Origin of the sequence: Pseudomonas alloputida (assembly GCF_021283545.2) — a bacterium.
Taxonomy (GTDB): Bacteria; Pseudomonadota; Gammaproteobacteria; order Pseudomonadales; family Pseudomonadaceae; genus Aquipseudomonas; species Aquipseudomonas alloputida.
This window is the reverse complement of record NZ_CP128540.1, coordinates 882,384-897,586: the sequence shown is the minus strand read 5'-3', so window position 1 is coordinate 897,586 and position 15,203 is coordinate 882,384. Positions and strand designations below refer to the sequence as shown.

Here is a 15,203-nt window from a genome sequence, read left to right as displayed (position 1 = left end):
TGATGCTGGAATCACTGTTGGTCCCCACCGCTATCGTTGCCCTGGCCGAGATCGGCGACAAGACGCAACTGCTCGCACTCATTCTCGCTGCCCGCTTCCGCAAACCCTGGCCGATCATCGCCGGCATCATCGCCGCCACCTTGGCCAACCATGCCGCAGCCGGTGCCGTGGGGGCGTGGGTCGGCAGCTTCTTCAGCGATTCGGCCCTGCACTGGATCCTGGCTGCGAGCTTTACGGCCACCGCACTGTGGACGCTGGTACCGGACAAGATGGATGACGACGAGAACCCGGCTCGCCGTTTCGGGCCGTTCCTGACGACGCTGATTGCGTTCTTCCTGGCCGAAATCGGTGACAAGACCCAGGTCGCTACCGTGATGCTGGCGGCGCAGTATCCGCACCTGATCATGGTTATTATCGGCACAACCCTGGGTATGCTGATTGCCAACGTGCCGGTGGTACTGGCGGGTAACTTCGCGGCAGACAAACTGCCGTTGACGCTGATTCGCCGCCTGGCGGCAACGGCGTTCTTCGTACTGGCAATCGTGGCCGTCTATTCGGCAATGAAGGCCAGTGGCTGGATTGGGTAAAGGGAAAACCGGGGGGGCTGCCATGCAGCCCCAGGATTCAGGCATTTACGGCTTGGCGGCAGCCTGATACAGCGGCATCACCTTCGGAATCGCCGCCTGCAGCGAAGCAATGCGGCTCGCGGACGCCGGGTGAGTACTCATGAACTCAGGCGGTGCACCTTCGGAAGCCTTGCTCATCTTGTTCCACAGGGTGATCGCGGCATTCGGGTCGTAGCCGGCACGGGCCGACAGCTCCAGGCCAATCAGGTCGGCCTCGTTTTCGTTGGCCCGGCTGTTGGGCAAGGTCATGGCGTAGTTCACCACCGTGTCGGCCATGGCCATGCTGCTCTGGCCGAGGCCAAAGATGGCACCGGCACCCTGGCGAGCCATTTCCACACCGTATGCCTTGGACATGGCCTCGCGGCTATGCTCGCGCAAGGCGTGGGCAATCTCGTGCCCCACCACTGCGGCAATTTCCGCATCGGTGAGCTTGAGCTGATCGATCAGCCCGGTGTAGACGATGATCTTGCCGCCCGGGCCGCAGTTGGCGTTCAGTTCATCACTCTTGATCACGTTGACTTGCCAGTCCCACTGCGCGGCATCCGGGCGGAATTTGGGCGCCTGGGCGATCAGGCGGTTGGCAATGGCCTGCACACGCTTGGCATCGGCGCTGGACTTGTCGAGCACACCCTTGCTCGATGCTTCACCCAGGGTCTGCTGATACGACTGCGCGTACATCTGGTTGACCTCATCGGTCGAGAGCATGCTGAACATGTACTGTTGGCGTTCGACGCCAACAGCACCGCCGCTGGTGGTATTCACCGCCTGGCAGCCGGCCAGCAGGATGCCAGCACTCAGCAGGCTGATGACAAAAGACTTACGCATGAAAACACTCCCTATCCACATGCGCCGTATCCTAGGCCGAGTCGCCAGTGGCTGCCATAGCCGCAGGGAAGATTTTCGTCGCCTGAACCGGCCTCTTCGCGGGCAAGCCCGCTCCTAAAGGGGTAACACGATCATTGTAGGAGCGGGCTTGCCCGCGAAAGGGCCGGCACAGCCCCCCATCAAGCAGGGGTAAGACACTCCGGCGCATCCAGCTTCGGGTCATTGACGAAATTGGCCAAGGCCCGCTCACGCAACGTCGCCGGTGGGCTGGCCAGCAGCTCGTGCAAGCGGGTAATCGGCGTGTCCGGGTCAAGCCAGGCCGCCTGCCCCGCTTCGTCGAGGATGAGCGGCCGACGCTGATTCATGGCCGCCTGGGTCACCACCGCGCAACTCAGCCATACCTGGTCCTGCACCGGATAGGCCTCCCACACCGCCGCAAAGTACAGCGACGCGCCCTCCCCCGGGGTCAACCAGAACGGGCGTTTGCGCACGCTGCCACGCCATTCGTAAAAGCCGTTGGCCGGCATCAGGCAGCGGCGCTGACGAAATGCATCGCGAAACATCGGTTGTTCGGCCAGCGTTTCGGCGCGGGCATGGGCAGGGGTGCGGGACAGGTCGGTGAGCCAGGCCGGGGTCAACCCCCAGCGCGCCTTGGCCAGTTGCTGCTGGCCGTCAAGCTGACGCTGGATCAGCACCGACGCCCCAGGCGATATATTCCATTGGGCCGGCTGGCCGACGGGAAAGCCCGGCAGACTGGCAAGGGCCTGGGGCCAGCGAAACAGGGCATAACGTCCACACATGGGCGAATTCAGAACCTAGCAGATCAAGGTACCGGGGACATTCTCCGGTTCGTCGCCAACCAGTGGCTGGGCATCATTGTACGCATCGATCAGCTGCCGTGCGCATTCGGCCTGCTCATCAGCCACGACGAGCCCCAGCAGGCCCTGCAAGGGCAGCTCGCCGGCGGCACCGACAAGGTCACGGCCGACCACGTGTACATCGATCCCCTCGCTGGCAAGCATGCCTGCCAGCATTTGCGCCTCAAGCAGGCTTTCCGGTTCGTAGATACGCTGCATCAGGTGTCGTCCTCGCGGCGGACTTCAAGCATCCATTCGTCACCATGCACCTGCAGAATGCACACCACAGGCTGACAGCACACCTGGCAATCCTCGGTATAAACCTGGTCGCCCGCAGACAGATCGACGGTAGTTTCCACACGTTCGCCACAATAAGGGCAATCATAGAAGTCGGTTTCCAGCATCGCGGCCTCCGCAGTGACTTATGCGTATAATTGCCGGTCTGTTTACAGGGTCTGTGTGCGTCCGAGCCGTTTTTCGGAGCCCGTCCCTACCTTATTACCCTAGCCGTTTCCAACAAGAGAGCATGATGGGCGAATTCGATGCCATCCGACCGTACGACGACGCTGAGGTCCCTGCCGTTCTGGCACGCCTGCTCAGCGACCCGGCATTCCTCGATATCCTCACCCACTTCCGCTTTCCACGGGCGGCCGGCGCTCTCGGCTGGTTGCTCAAGCCCTTGATCGCACGCCGCCTGCGCAAGGAATTCGCCGGTGTTACCTGTGTCTCGACCTTGCAGGACAAAGTCGAGTACTACGTCGACCAGACCATCGATCGCGCCACCGACGGCGTCACCTACTCGGGTGTGGAACAGCTCAAGGCCGGCACCGCCTACCTGTTCCTGGCCAACCACCGTGACATCGTCATGGACCCGGCCTTCGTCAACTATGCGGTGTACCACGCCGGCCTGCCCACGCCGCGCATCGCCATTGGCGACAATTTGCTGCAAAAGCCCTTTGTCAGCGACATGATGCGCCTGAACAAGAGCTTCATCGTGCACCGTTCGATCAGCGGGCGGCGCGAAAAACTGGCTGCTTACCAACTGCTGTCGGCTTACATCAACCACTCGATCCGCAACGATGCCACCTCGATCTGGATCGCCCAGGCCGAAGGTCGGGCCAAGGACGGTGACGACCGTACCGACTCGGCGATCCTCAAGATGTTCCACATGAGCCGCAAGGACGAACCGTTCGGTGCAGTGATCCAGAGCCTGAACCTGACCCCGGTGTCGATCAGCTACGAATACGACCCGTGCGACCAGGCCAAGGCCCGCGAGCTGTACATCCGCGCCACTACCGGCACCTACAAGAAGGCGCCGGGCGAAGATGACAACAGCATTGCCAAAGGCATTACCGGCTACAAGGGCCGAGTCCACATCAACTTCGCGCCGCCGGTAACCGAGTACCACGAAGACACAAAACAGCTGGCGGCAGAGATTGACCGGCAGATTCTGGGGGGCTACCGACTGTTCCCGGTGCATTACCTGGCATATGCGATGTGGGAGGGCAAGGACGAAGCCCTGCAGGTGCCAAGCGCCGAGAGGGTGTTCCCGGCGGATGAGCTGGCCAAGGCCAAGGAAGAATGGCAACGGCGCCTGGATGCCTGCCCGCAAGAGCAGCGGCCGTACCTGGTGTTGCAGTATGCGACGCCGGTGCGCAACCAGTATCAGGTCAGGCAGCAGGCACCTGTAGCCTGATCAGGTTTGGGGCTGCGTTGCAGCCCCGATGGTTCTCAGACCCAGGTGCTGAACCAGGACAGCAGCAGCGCCATCGCCAGGCACGAAAAGCCCAGGATGTAGAAGTATTTCGGCACCCGAAGTTCGAAAGCGTCCACTACCCCCTCGTCTACTGCCATGTACGCGCGGGTTTCGGCCTCGCGCCGCCGCGCACTGTGCAGCAGCAAACCGCCCGGGCAGGTCAGCAGCAGCGCCAGCAGGTTGATCAGCTTGGTGGGATGGGCGGCCAGGAACCCCCAGAGCACTTGCAAGGACATCACGCAACCTCGGTGTGAGCAGTGGCAAAGGCCAGCATTCTACCCAAGTCGCACCGTGGCGCCCGGCCTTGGCGACAAACTGTCATTAAATTTCATCTGTCATCCGCTCGTCATCCATACAGGCGACCCTGTCGACCTTTTGATGACCCGGAGCTTTTTCATGTTGCACGCCGAAAACCAGGACCGCCTCTACCTCGTTGCCCAGAGCGATGAACAACAGGCGCTGATCGATGGTTTTGCCATCAACGTGCAGGACCGCCAGTGGCTGGTCTACTGTGCGCTTGGCGGACATGTGCATGAGGACTTGCCCGAAGTGGATGCCGGCACTGGGTTCAGCTTGCTGGATTTCCACATAGAAGCGGCGTAGATCTGTACCGGCCAGACAACAAAAAACCCGCTGCCTGTCACTCAGGCAGCGGGTTTTCTTGCACCACCTGAAGCTTACTGACCCAGCACCTGCCCGATGCTCGGGTCCTTGAACAGGCGGGTCAGGGCATCGCTCAGCACATCACCCACCAGCTGGGTGTTGGTGTCCTGGTTCGGCGCCATGCCGAAACGCTGGTCCAGCGAAGCGCCATAACGGCCACTGTAACGGCGGCCGCCATTGGTCACATCAGCGCGGAAGGTGGCGCCGATGGTAGCCTCGGTCACGTAAAGGTTGTCTTTCGGCGACTGATACTTCAGCTCGGCCAGGGTCACGGTCAGCTGCGGTGCATTGCCGGCGTTCGGGGTCGGGGTGAAGCCGAGCAGGCGCACAGCGGCTTCAGCCTGAGCCTGCAGCTTGGGCACCACGTCGTTACCGCTGACGCTGATGGTGCTGGTCTCGGGGTACATGCCACCGCGGGTACCCAGGGACTGTGAAGGCCGGCCATCAACTACCCGGACCACCACCGGCTGGCCATGGCCGACCGGGGCCAGCTGGGCCTTGAGCGTGGGTTGCGGGTTGAGTTGTTGCGGGCTGTGGGCACAACCGACCAGGCTAAGGCTGGCCACGGCGATCAAACCGAACAACAGACGTTGCAACATGCGCGTTTCTCCAGAAAATGCGGCAAAGGCCCACAGTATACCTAGCCAGGCACAGACCAGTCATCGGCCCGGCCCGCTTGTCACAATCGTTTCATCGCCACACCCTTATCCTTGCGCCAAGCCCTAACGCAAAGGACTCGCCGCCATGACCTCGCTCTGGACTCAGCTCTTCCAACGGTCGCGTCACAACGCTTATGCCCGCCTTGACGCGGATGGCAAATGCCTGGCCTTCAAGCAATGCAGCCAGGCACCACGGGGCATCGACTGGGTGCAGATCAGCGAAATTCAGCTGGCCTGGCTGGGGCGCGAGCTGCCCGCCGAAGCCCGGGTTTGCGCTCGCGCAAACCGCCGTTGGCACCAGCGCCTCCTCGCTGCCTGACAAACGCTGCAATAAAAACCACGAATGGCGACATTTCTGCCCGCGACATCGCTATAATCTCCCCCCGATTATAAGGACGTCTCCTGATCGGGCCCCGCACTCGCCGATTGACCCCGGCAACTTCACCGCTTCGCCCACAGAGAGCCTTCCACTCAGGTCTTGCATCGGCTGTCGTGCCTGCTTTTTCTGGCCCTTCACACTGCATGAACCTGCGGGTTGCCATCGCGCAGTCCCCTTTTGAGGTTCACGTCTCCAAAAGAGCGTGAAAAAACGGTTTTCACAACTTCACAAGAGTGTGGCGAGCAAATGAACAGTCTGGCATGTGCAAAAGCGGCAGATGTGTCCCGAACAGCCCTGAACAGGCGGCAGATGCGCTCATCCCGTATGAGTGTCTGAACCGTTCCATAACGCACGCACGACACCTTGACCATAAGTCGAATTGCCGCACCTGTGGCAAACGGCGTTCAATGCACGAACCCGAAGACTGATTGGCGGTGTCCGCGGAAGTTGCAAGAACTGCGAAAAGTCGGACATGGCGACCCTGGCAAACCCAGGTCCTATGCTGTCAATTAGGTAGCTGTAGATTGTGGAGACGCGTTAAATGGCGCAGAACGAATCGGTTGATGTGGTACTGGTAGGCGCGGGCATCATGAGTGCCACCCTGGCCGTACTGCTCAAGGAGCTTGACCCGACCCTGAAGCTTGAGGTCGTCGAGGCGATGGACTCCGGGGCCGCGGAAAGCTCCAACCCCTGGAACAACGCAGGCACCGGCCACGCCGGCCTGTGCGAGCTGAACTACACGCCGCAGGCCGCCGATGGCAGCATCGACATCAAGAAGGCCGTGCACATCAACACCCAGTTCGAGGTTTCGCGCCAGTTCTGGGCCTACCTGACCAAGAAGGGCAACTTCGGCTCGGCGCGTGCCTTCATCAACCCTGTCCCGCACCTGAGCTATGTCGAGGGTGACAAGGGTGTTTCCTTCCTCAAGAAGCGCTTCGAGCTGCTCAAGCAGCACCACGCCTTCGCCGAGATGGAATACACCGAAGACAAGGCCGTGATGAACGACTGGATGCCGCTGATGATGCCTGGCCGCCCGGCCGACCAGCACATCGCCGCTACCCGCGTGGCCAAAGGCACCGACGTCAACTTCGGCGCACTGACCAACAAGCTGCTCAAGCTGCTGGGCGACTCGCCGGACGCGCAGGTCAAGTACAGCAAGAAGGTGGTCGGCCTGCGCCGTAACGGCAGCGGCTGGACCGTGAGCATCAAGGACGTCAACAGCGGCGGCAGCCGTGAAGTCGACGCCCGCTTCGTCTTCCTCGGCGCTGGCGGCGCGGCCCTGCCGCTGCTGCAGTTGTCCGGCATCCCGGAAAGCAAAGGCTTCGGCGGCTTCCCTGTCAGCGGCCAGTGGCTGCGTTGCGACAACCCGGAAATCGTCAAGCAGCACCAGGCCAAGGTCTACAGCCAGGCCGCTGTCGGCGCCCCGCCGATGTCGGTGCCGCACCTGGACACACGCGTCGTGGACGGCAAGACTTCGCTGCTGTTCGGTCCGTATGCCGGTTTCACTACCAAGTTCCTCAAGCACGGCTCGCTGATGGACCTGCCGCTGTCGGTGCGCATGGGCAACATCGGCCCGATGCTGGCCGTGGCCCGCGACAACATGGACCTGACCAAGTACCTGGTCAGCGAAGTGATGCAGTCGATGGAGCAGCGTCTGGAAGCCCTGCGTCGTTTCTATCCGCAGGCCAAGGCCGAGGACTGGCGCCTGGAAGTGGCGGGTCAGCGCGTGCAGATCATCAAGAAAGACCCGAAAAAAGGCGGCGTGCTGCAGTTCGGTACCGAGCTGGTCTCGGCCCAGGACGGCAGCCTGGCTGCACTGCTCGGCGCATCGCCGGGTGCTTCGGTAACCGTATCGATCATGCTGGAACTGATCGAGCGCTGCTTCCCCGAGCAGGCCAAGGGTGCCTGGGCTGCCAAGCTCAAGGAAATCTTCCCGGCTCGCGAGAAGACCCTGGCAACCGATGCTGCGCTGTACCACAAGATCAGTGCCGATAACGACGCGGCCCTGGACCTGGCAGAGAGCAGCCCGGCGGCCAAGCACTACGCTTAAGCCGGTCTGAAACGCAAAAACGCCCCTCGGGGCGTTTTTTGTGCCTGGCGCTTGATCAGCCTGTACCGCCCTCTTCGCGGGCATGCCCGCTCCCACAGGTTCGGTAATGCCCGCAGGTGCGGCGCGACTCCTGTGGGAGCGGGCGCGCCCGCGAAGAGGCCGGCACTGGCTACAGATCAGCCACGGGCTTTATCGATGATCTCGATGTACTCAGGGGCATTGCGCTGGTCGGCAATCTGCTCGACGAAGGTCTTGCCGTGCTCGTCCTTGCCGTCCAGGTCCAGGCCAGCTTCGACGAAGAAGCCTACAAAGCGCTCGAAGTCGTCCACGCGCAGGCCACGGTAGGCCTTGACCAGCTTGTGCAGCGACGGCGAAGTCACACCATCGGCCGGCTCGAACTGAAGGAACGACTTGATGTAGTCGTCGCTGATTTCGTCACCGATTACCTGTTTCTTGTCTTTACGCATTGCCGACTCCAACTGGACCATCACGGAATTTCGAAGGCCGGCAGTTTACCCCCCGCAGGCTTCGCGCCTCAACGCGTACGTACCGTCCCGGTGTGCAAGTCGGCCCAGATGTGGCCGTTGCCGTAAGTCAGAAACTGCACGTACAGGGTTTCGTTACGCAGCAGGTCCATGACCACCCGGTAGTTGCTCACCGGGTAGTTCAGGCTCAAGGTGCGGGTTTTAGCGTCATACACAGGCTTTTTCAGGCTTTTGGCCGCTTCACCATCGAACGTCAGCAGCACCTGGGCAATGGTCGCACCCTTGCTCAGCGGCTTGCCTTTCAGGCGCACCTGCAACGACGATGTGATCGGGATCGGCTGCTGATCGGACTGGCGCTGAGCCCCTACGACCACCGAATAGTCAGTCACTTGCAGCAATTGCTGGCTGGTCGGTGCTTCCTGGCGCAGGGACTGGTCATCAGGAGGCAGGAACTGACTGTGCAGCGGTGCGGCAGCGAGCGGCAGGCTGACCGCCAGCAGGAGGGGAAGAATCGCACGCATGTGAGGCTCCTTGTATGAAGGAGCACTCTAGCACGCCGGGTACAGGCAGTATCAATCGAACTGCGCGCGCATCCAGGCCTGGTAATCGGCCACGCCGGCCTCACCCTCGCGCGGCGCCCAGTGTGCGTGCTCGCCCTCGCCCACTGGTCGGTATGGCCCAGCCTTGCACTCGAACAGGATGCTGTCAGGCTCCAGCACCACCAAGCCATGGTAGGTACCAGGCGCCAGATCCACACCCAGACAGTCGCCACCGGCCTGCAGCACCCGCTTGTCAGTCACCGCGCCTTGTTCATCGAAGATCAACAGGCCAAAACGCCCCTTGAGCGCTATCAAGGTTTCAGCCTTGTCGGCGCTCAAATGGCGATGCGGCGGAATGTAGGTGCTTGGTTGCAGCCCGACGGCCATGCGGTGGCAGGGCTCTTCCATAGCGTGAAAGTTATGGTGCTGCCGCCCGCGCGGGTTGGCAGCGGCCTTTTCGGCCAGCCCGGCGAACAGCGATTGGTCGATGAACGCAGGCTGGCGCACGGTTACAGCCCCTTTACGGCGAAGATGCCGTTAGCGTTGCGCCAGTAACCTTTGTAGTCCATGCCGTAACCGAAGATATAGCGATCGACACAAGGCAGGCCCACATAGTTGGCCTTGAGGTCAGGGCTTGCCTTGCGGTCGTGGTCCTTGTCGATCAGCACAGCGGTGTACACCGAGCGGGCGCCGGCATGCTTGCAAAACTCGATGATGGTGCTGAGGGTGTGGCCTTCGTCGAGGATATCGTCAACGATCAACACGTCACGGTCGATGAACGACACTTCCGGCTTGGCCTTCCAGAAAAGCTCGCCACCGCTGGTCTGGTTGCGGTAGCGGGTAGCATGCAGGTACGAGGCTTCCAGCGGGAACTGCAGGTGGGTCAGCAGTTTGCCGGAGAAGATCAGGCCACCGTTCATCACGCAGAACACAACCGGGTTCTTGTCGTGCAGGTCCTTGCAGATCTGCTCGCCGACTTTGGCGATGGCCGCTTCGACTTCGGCTTCGGTGTACAGGCAGTCAGCTTCATGCATGACTTGACGGATATGCTCGAGATCGGCGGACATGGCGCGCTCCGGGGGGCATTTTGGAAAAGCGGGCAAAGGTACGCATCCGCTCGTCACAGATCAAGCATTTATGGACTAACGTCCAGAATGACCAGACGACAGCACAGGCTGAATAGATTAATCTAGCGCGGTTTTTTTGCCCGCCTTTCGGAGCCCTCCCCTATGCCCACTCGTGAGATCCGCCATCCGCTGATCCGCCACAAGCTTGGCCTGATGCGCCGTGCCGATATCAGCACCAAGAATTTTCGCGAACTCGCCCAGGAAGTCGGCGCGCTCCTGACGTATGAAGCCACCCAGGACCTGCCCCTCGAAACCTACGAGATCGACGGCTGGTGTGGCAAGGTCTCGGTTGAAAAAATCGCCGGCAAGAAGATCACCGTAGTACCGATCCTGCGCGCCGGCATCGGCATGCTCGACGGCGTGCTCAGCCTGATCCCGGGGGCCAAGGTCAGCGCCGTCGGCGTTGCCCGAAACGAAGAAACCCTCGAAGCCCACACCTATCTGGAAAAGCTCGCGCCGGACATCAACCAGCGCCTGGCCCTGATCATCGACCCGATGCTGGCCACCGGCGGCTCGATGGTTGCCACCATCGACCTGCTGAAAAAGGCCGGCTGCAAAGAGATTCGCGCCATGGTGCTTGTCGCCGCACCAGAAGGCATCGAGGTGGTGGAAAAAGCCCACCCGGACGTGAAGATCTACACCGCCTCGATCGACCAGCGCCTGAACGAGCACGGCTACATCGTGCCAGGCCTGGGTGATGTCGGTGACAAGATCTTCGGCACCAAGCAAAAGGACGCCTGACCATGCAGGACGGCTTCAACGACCCGCTCTGGCGCCAGGTCGTTTCGGGCGCGCAGATGCTCTTCGTGGCATTCGGCGCGCTGGTGCTGATGCCCCTGATCACCGGCCTCGACCCAAACGTCGCGCTGTTCACCGCCGGCATCGGCACGCTGCTATTCCAGCTGGTCACCGGTCGTCAGGTACCGGTGTTCCTGGCCTCGAGCTTTGCCTTCATCACGCCGATCATCCTCGCCAAAGGCCAGTTCGGCCTTGCCGAGACCATGGGTGGCGTAATGGCTGCCGGCTTCGTGTACACCTTCATGGGGCTGATGGTAAAAATCAAAGGCACCGGTTTCATCGACCGCATGCTGCCGCCGGTGGTGATCGGCCCGGTGATCATCTCCATCGGCCTGGCCATGGCACCGATCGCCGCCAACATGGCGATGGGCAAAGGTGGGGACGGTACGGCACTGATGCCGTACAAGACGGCCATGCTGATCTCGATGCCAGCGCTGCTGACAACCTTGATCGTTGCCGTATTCGGCAAGGGCATTTTCCGCCTGGTACCCATCATCTCCGGCGTGCTGGTGGGCTTTGCCCTGTCGTTCGCCTTTGGCGTGGTCGACACCGCCAGGATCGCTGCCGCACCGTGGCTGGAAATTCCCAATTTCACCGCCCCTGCGTTCAACTGGCAGGCCATTCTGTTCATCGTCCCGGTTGCGCTGGCGCCGGCGATCGAGCATATCGGCGGGGTGATTGCAGTGGGCAGCGTGACCGGCCGTGACTACCTGAAAAAGCCTGGCCTGCACCGGACGTTGCTGGGCGACGGCCTGGCGACTACTGCAGCCGGCCTGTTCGGCGGCCCGCCCAACACCACCTATGCCGAAGTGACCGGCGCGGTGATGCTGACCAAGAACTACAACCCGAAGATCATGACCTGGGCGGCGGTCTTCGCCATTACCCTTGCGTTCATCGGCAAGTTCGGCGCGCTGCTGCAGAGCATCCCGGTGCCGGTGATGGGCGGCATTCTTTGCCTGCTGTTCGGCTCGATTGCAGCGGTGGGCATGAACACCATGATCCGCCACAAGATTGACCTGGGCGAGGCACGCAACCTGGTGATCGTCTCGGTGACACTGGTGTTCGGTATCGGCGGCGTGCTGATCGGCAGCGGTGACGGCCCGGATGACTGGGGCCTGAAGGGCATCGCCCTGTGCGCCATTGTGGCTATTGCCCTGAACCTGATTCTGCCGGGTAATGACAGCTGGAAGCACAAGAAGCTGGATGTATGACCGGTCGGAAGGGGCCGCAAAGCGGCCCCTTCGATTCAGGCCTTTTCACACATATCAGCCAACACCCTCACCCACTCCGGGTGATCATTCAGGCACGGCACCAGCACCAGCTCCTGGCCGCCCGCCTCGACAAACTGCTCGCTGCCACGCATGCCTATCTCTTCCAGCGTCTCGATGCAATCCGCCACAAACGCCGGGCACATCACCAGCAGCTTCTTCACACCGGCCTTGGCCAGCTCATCCAGCCGCGTCTCGGTGTAGGGTTCGATCCACTTGTCCCGGCCCAGCCGCGACTGGAACGATACCGACCATTTGCCATCCGGTATGCCCATGCTCTGCGCAAAGGCTTTGGCCGTAGCCAGGCATTGCCCGCGATAGCAAACCGAACTTACTTCGGCGGTTGCACCGTGGCAGCAATCGGCAGCGCGCAGGTCGTGCTTGACCCCCTTCGGAAACAGTTTCTTCAGGTGCCGTTCCGGCAAACCATGGAAGCTCAGTAGCAGGTGGTCGTAACCCTGCTCCAGGTACGGCCGGGCGCTGGCTGCCAGCGCCTCGATGTACGCCGGGTGCTCATAGAACGGCTGCAGCACGCGCATCTGCAACGGTAACTGGTGCTCGCTGACCGTCTGTTTTGCCTGCTCGATCACAGTGGTCACCGTGCTGTCGGCGAACTGTGGATAAAGCGGTGCCAAAGTCACCTTGCGCACACCTTGGGCGGCCAGCCGCGCCAACACATCAGGCAAGGCCGGCTGGCCGTAGCGCATGGCGATTTCCACCGGGCCATGGGGCCAGTGCTCGGCCATCGCGGCCTGCAGGCGACGGGTCAGCACTACCAGAGGCGAGCCCTCCTCCCACCAGATCGAAGCGTAGGCATGTGCCGACTGCTCCGGGCGCTTGATCAGGACCAGCGACACCAGCAAACGCCGCACCGGCCACGGCAGGTCGATCACGTACGGGTCCATGAGGAACTGGTTGAGGTAGCGGCGCACATCGGCCACCGAGGTGGAGGCCGGGGAACCCAGGTTGACCAGCAGCAGGGCGTGATCGGTCATGCAGCGTCCTATGTCAGAGGCGACTGGACAGGTTGTCCAGCGCCGATTGCAGATCGTTGAAGCGGAAGGTGAAGCCGGCTTCCAGCAAGCGTACCGGGCGCGCCCGCTGGCCTCCCAGCAGCAAGGTGGACATCTCGCCAAGCCCGGCCTTGAGCAGCAATGCCGGCACTGGCAACAGCGCCGGCCGATGCAGGGCGCGGCCCAGTCGCCTGGCAAACTCACGGTTGCGCACAGGCTCCGGCGCGCAGGCATTATAAGGACCGCTGGCATCCTTGTGCTGCAAGAGAAAATCAATCAGGGCGACCTGGTCGTCTATATGAACCCAGGGCATCCATTGCCGCCCATTGCCCAAAGGCCCGCCCAGCCCCAGTTTGAAGGGCATGCGCAGGCGCGACAAAAAGCCGCCATCGCTGGCCAGCACCAGGCCGGTACGGACCAGTACCACGCGTATTCCCTGCGCTTGCGAACGCTGGGCGGTCTCTTCCCAGGCAATACACAACTGGCTGGCGAAATCTTCACGCACCGGGGGAGAGGCCTCGGTCAGTTCGCGTTCGCCACCGTCTCCGTACCAACCTACCGCAGAGCCGGAGATCAACACCTCCGGGCGCTGCTCACGGGTGCCCAACCAAGCCAGCAATTGCTCGGTAAGGGTGACACGGCTGGCCCACAGCACGTTGCGCCGGGCGGCCGTCCAGGGCCTGTCGGCAATCGGCGCACCGGCAAGGTTGACCACCGCATCAAGATGATCGTCGGCCTCTAACTGCTCCAGGCGCGCGATACCACGCACCCCGCTACCACAGATTTTCGCCACCTGTTCAGGACGCCTGCTCCAAACCGTAAGCCGATGCCCTTGGCCCAGCCAGTACTGGCACAGATGCTTGCCAATCAAACCGGTGCCACCTGTCAGCAATATATGCATGGCTGTGTCCTCGCAGAATGCGTCGGTGGTCTATTTTTAACAGCAAGGCACTTTTTTGACCCGACGCTCTCGGATAAACATAGGCCAACCTGCCGCCAACACGGAATAACCTTATACATAATTTTGGCATTGTACAGGTTTGCCTGACAGCGTAGTCTGCTCACAGCAAGGTTTGAAGAGGCCATCATGACAGTACCTATCGCCATCATCGGGGCCGGCATCGCCGGTTTGTCAGCCGCCCAGGCCTTGCAGAAGGCCGGGCAATCCGTGCACTTGTTCGACAAAGGCCACGGCAGTGGCGGGCGCATGGCCAGCAAGCGCAGCGAAGCCGGCGCGCTCGACCTGGGCGCACAGTACTTCACTGCCCGTGACCGACGCTTCGTCGATCAGGTGCAGCAATGGGTGGCCGCCGGCTGGGCCGAGCAGTGGAAACCCCAACTGTACAACTACCGTGATGGCGAACTTACACCCTCCCCCGACGAGCAGACGCGCTGGGTGGGCGTGCCACGCATGAGCGCCATTACCCGCGGCTTGCTCAAGGACGTCACCGTCAACTTCGGCTGCCGCATAGCGGAAGTGTTTCGCGGCAAGCAGTACTGGCACCTGCAAGATACCGAAGGTTGCAGCCACGGCCCCTACAGCCGTGTGGTCATTGCCGTCCCGGCACCGCAGGCCACGCCACTTCTGGCCGCCACACCGAAGCTGGCAGCCGTGGCCGCTGGCGTGCAAATGGAACCTACCTGGGCCGTCGCCCTTGCCTTCGAGACACCGCTGGATACACCAATGCAAGGCTGCTTCGTGCAGGACAACCCGCTGGACTGGCTGGCCCGCAATCGCAGCAAGCCTGGCCGCGACGAGCACCTGGACACCTGGGTACTGCACGCAACGTCAGACTGGAGCCGGCAACACATCGACCTGCCAAAGGATGAAGTGATCGAGCAGCTGTGGGGCGAATTCGCCGAGCTGGTCGGCTGCGTGGTCCCCCCGCCCACCTTCGCCCTGGCCCACCGCTGGCTCTATGCCCGCCCCAGTAGCAACCATGAGTGGGGCGCACTGGCCGATGCTGACCAGGGCTTGTACGCCTGTGGGGACTGGTGCCTGTCCGGCCGAGTCGAGGGCGCATGGCTCAGTGGCCAGGAAGCAGCGCGGCGCTTGCTCGAACACCTTGAGTGATGCCGAACTATACAAAAATACTAGTTTGCATAACTTCAGCGCTGTGCTGAAATAAACCTGTACAAGTTTCGAGTCACGTACAGG

20 protein-coding genes are annotated in these 15,203 nt (G+C 61.8%); 8 read left to right on the top strand and 12 right to left on the bottom strand.

From position 1 onward, the window contains the following. Positions 1–2 precede the first annotated feature (2 nt). Positions 3–587 (top strand): TMEM165/GDT1 family protein, encoded by a 585-nt coding sequence (locus LU682_RS04125; RefSeq protein ID WP_003247342.1) that lies wholly within the window; start codon positions 3–5, stop codon positions 585–587. Positions 588–632: 45 nt separating this feature from the next. Here LU682_RS04125 and LU682_RS04120 read toward each other — a convergent pair whose 3' ends face one another. The 4 genes from LU682_RS04120 to LU682_RS04105 form a co-directional block, all read right to left on the bottom strand. After that, the gene (locus LU682_RS04120) at positions 633–1,451 is read right to left on the bottom strand and encodes a M48 family metallopeptidase (protein ID WP_049586394.1); all 819 of its coding nucleotides are present in this window, start codon (positions 1,449–1,451) and stop codon (positions 633–635) included. 179 nt (positions 1,452–1,630) lie between these two features. Beyond that, on the bottom strand, positions 1,631–2,251 hold the full coding sequence (locus LU682_RS04115; protein ID WP_010952000.1) for an SOS response-associated peptidase: 621 nt from the start codon (positions 2,249–2,251) through the stop codon (positions 1,631–1,633). A gap of 15 nt (positions 2,252–2,266) precedes the next feature. Then, positions 2,267–2,527, bottom strand: coding sequence for a putative signal transducing protein (locus tag LU682_RS04110; RefSeq protein WP_020192887.1), 261 nt, complete (start codon positions 2,525–2,527; stop codon positions 2,267–2,269). After that, positions 2,527–2,712 (bottom strand): CPXCG motif-containing cysteine-rich protein, encoded by a 186-nt coding sequence (locus tag LU682_RS04105; protein ID WP_010951999.1) that lies wholly within the window; start codon positions 2,710–2,712, stop codon positions 2,527–2,529. The genes LU682_RS04110 and LU682_RS04105 overlap by 1 nt, the downstream gene beginning before the upstream one ends. A 122-nt stretch (positions 2,713–2,834) precedes the next feature. Here LU682_RS04105 and LU682_RS04100 point away from each other — a divergent pair, with 122 nt between their 5' ends. Continuing rightward, positions 2,835–4,004, top strand: coding sequence for a 1-acyl-sn-glycerol-3-phosphate acyltransferase (locus LU682_RS04100; RefSeq protein ID WP_162490559.1), 1,170 nt, complete (start codon positions 2,835–2,837; stop codon positions 4,002–4,004). Between the two features lie 35 nt (positions 4,005–4,039). On the opposite strand, the gene LU682_RS04095 is transcribed toward LU682_RS04100, so the two are convergent. Then, complete coding sequence (locus tag LU682_RS04095; protein WP_012051192.1) at positions 4,040–4,300, bottom strand: hypothetical protein; 261 nt, start codon at positions 4,298–4,300, stop codon at positions 4,040–4,042. A gap of 160 nt (positions 4,301–4,460) precedes the next feature. Between LU682_RS04095 and LU682_RS04090 the strand changes: the two genes are divergently transcribed. After that, positions 4,461–4,667, top strand: a complete 207-nt coding sequence (locus LU682_RS04090; RefSeq protein WP_003247353.1) for a hypothetical protein — start codon at positions 4,461–4,463, stop codon at positions 4,665–4,667. A 74-nt stretch (positions 4,668–4,741) separates the two neighbouring features. Here the strand turns inward: LU682_RS04090 and LU682_RS04085 are convergent, their stop codons facing one another. Beyond that, a complete protein-coding gene (locus LU682_RS04085; protein ID WP_010951995.1) occupies positions 4,742–5,326 on the bottom strand; it encodes a YajG family lipoprotein in 585 nt (194 codons plus the stop codon). A gap of 145 nt (positions 5,327–5,471) precedes the next feature. Here LU682_RS04085 and LU682_RS04080 point away from each other — a divergent pair, with 145 nt between their 5' ends. Both LU682_RS04080 and mqo read left to right on the top strand, forming a co-directional pair. Beyond that, positions 5,472–5,705, top strand: a complete 234-nt coding sequence (locus LU682_RS04080) for a hypothetical protein (protein WP_049586388.1) — start codon at positions 5,472–5,474, stop codon at positions 5,703–5,705. Positions 5,706–6,306: 601 nt separating this feature from the next. After that, a complete protein-coding gene (mqo, locus tag LU682_RS04075) occupies positions 6,307–7,815 on the top strand; it encodes a malate dehydrogenase (quinone) (protein ID WP_010951993.1) in 1,509 nt (502 codons plus the stop codon). Positions 7,816–7,991: 176 nt separating this feature from the next. Here mqo and LU682_RS04070 read toward each other — a convergent pair whose 3' ends face one another. The 4 genes from LU682_RS04070 to LU682_RS04055 form a co-directional block, all read right to left on the bottom strand. Next, on the bottom strand, positions 7,992–8,282 hold the full coding sequence (locus tag LU682_RS04070; RefSeq protein ID WP_003247360.1) for a PA4642 family protein: 291 nt from the start codon (positions 8,280–8,282) through the stop codon (positions 7,992–7,994). Between the two features lie 68 nt (positions 8,283–8,350). After that, positions 8,351–8,821 (bottom strand): hypothetical protein, encoded by a 471-nt coding sequence (locus LU682_RS04065; protein ID WP_003247361.1) that lies wholly within the window; start codon positions 8,819–8,821, stop codon positions 8,351–8,353. Positions 8,822–8,872: 51 nt separating this feature from the next. Then, positions 8,873–9,346 (bottom strand): WbuC family cupin fold metalloprotein, encoded by a 474-nt coding sequence (locus LU682_RS04060; RefSeq protein ID WP_010951991.1) that lies wholly within the window; start codon positions 9,344–9,346, stop codon positions 8,873–8,875. A gap of 2 nt (positions 9,347–9,348) precedes the next feature. Next, the gene (locus tag LU682_RS04055) at positions 9,349–9,906 is read right to left on the bottom strand and encodes a hypoxanthine-guanine phosphoribosyltransferase (RefSeq protein ID WP_232914914.1); all 558 of its coding nucleotides are present in this window, start codon (positions 9,904–9,906) and stop codon (positions 9,349–9,351) included. Between the two features lie 162 nt (positions 9,907–10,068). On the opposite strand from LU682_RS04055, the gene upp reads away from it, so the two are divergent. After that, entirely contained in the window at positions 10,069–10,707 is a 639-nt protein-coding gene (gene upp, locus LU682_RS04050) for a uracil phosphoribosyltransferase (RefSeq protein WP_232857409.1), read from the top strand. A gap of 2 nt (positions 10,708–10,709) precedes the next feature. Further along, entirely contained in the window at positions 10,710–11,975 is a 1,266-nt protein-coding gene (locus tag LU682_RS04045; RefSeq protein WP_003247369.1) for a uracil-xanthine permease family protein, read from the top strand. A 35-nt stretch (positions 11,976–12,010) separates the two neighbouring features. Here the strand turns inward: LU682_RS04045 and hemH are convergent, their stop codons facing one another. Both hemH and LU682_RS04035 read right to left on the bottom strand, forming a co-directional pair. Further along, the gene (gene hemH, locus LU682_RS04040; protein ID WP_010951989.1) at positions 12,011–13,027 is read right to left on the bottom strand and encodes a ferrochelatase; all 1,017 of its coding nucleotides are present in this window, start codon (positions 13,025–13,027) and stop codon (positions 12,011–12,013) included. 13 nt (positions 13,028–13,040) lie between these two features. Beyond that, complete coding sequence (locus LU682_RS04035; protein WP_010951988.1) at positions 13,041–13,946, bottom strand: TIGR01777 family oxidoreductase; 906 nt, start codon at positions 13,944–13,946, stop codon at positions 13,041–13,043. Positions 13,947–14,132: 186 nt separating this feature from the next. Between LU682_RS04035 and LU682_RS04030 the strand changes: the two genes are divergently transcribed. Continuing rightward, positions 14,133–15,119 (top strand): NAD(P)/FAD-dependent oxidoreductase, encoded by a 987-nt coding sequence (locus LU682_RS04030; protein WP_010951987.1) that lies wholly within the window; start codon positions 14,133–14,135, stop codon positions 15,117–15,119. The last annotated feature ends 84 nt before the right edge of the window (positions 15,120–15,203 follow it).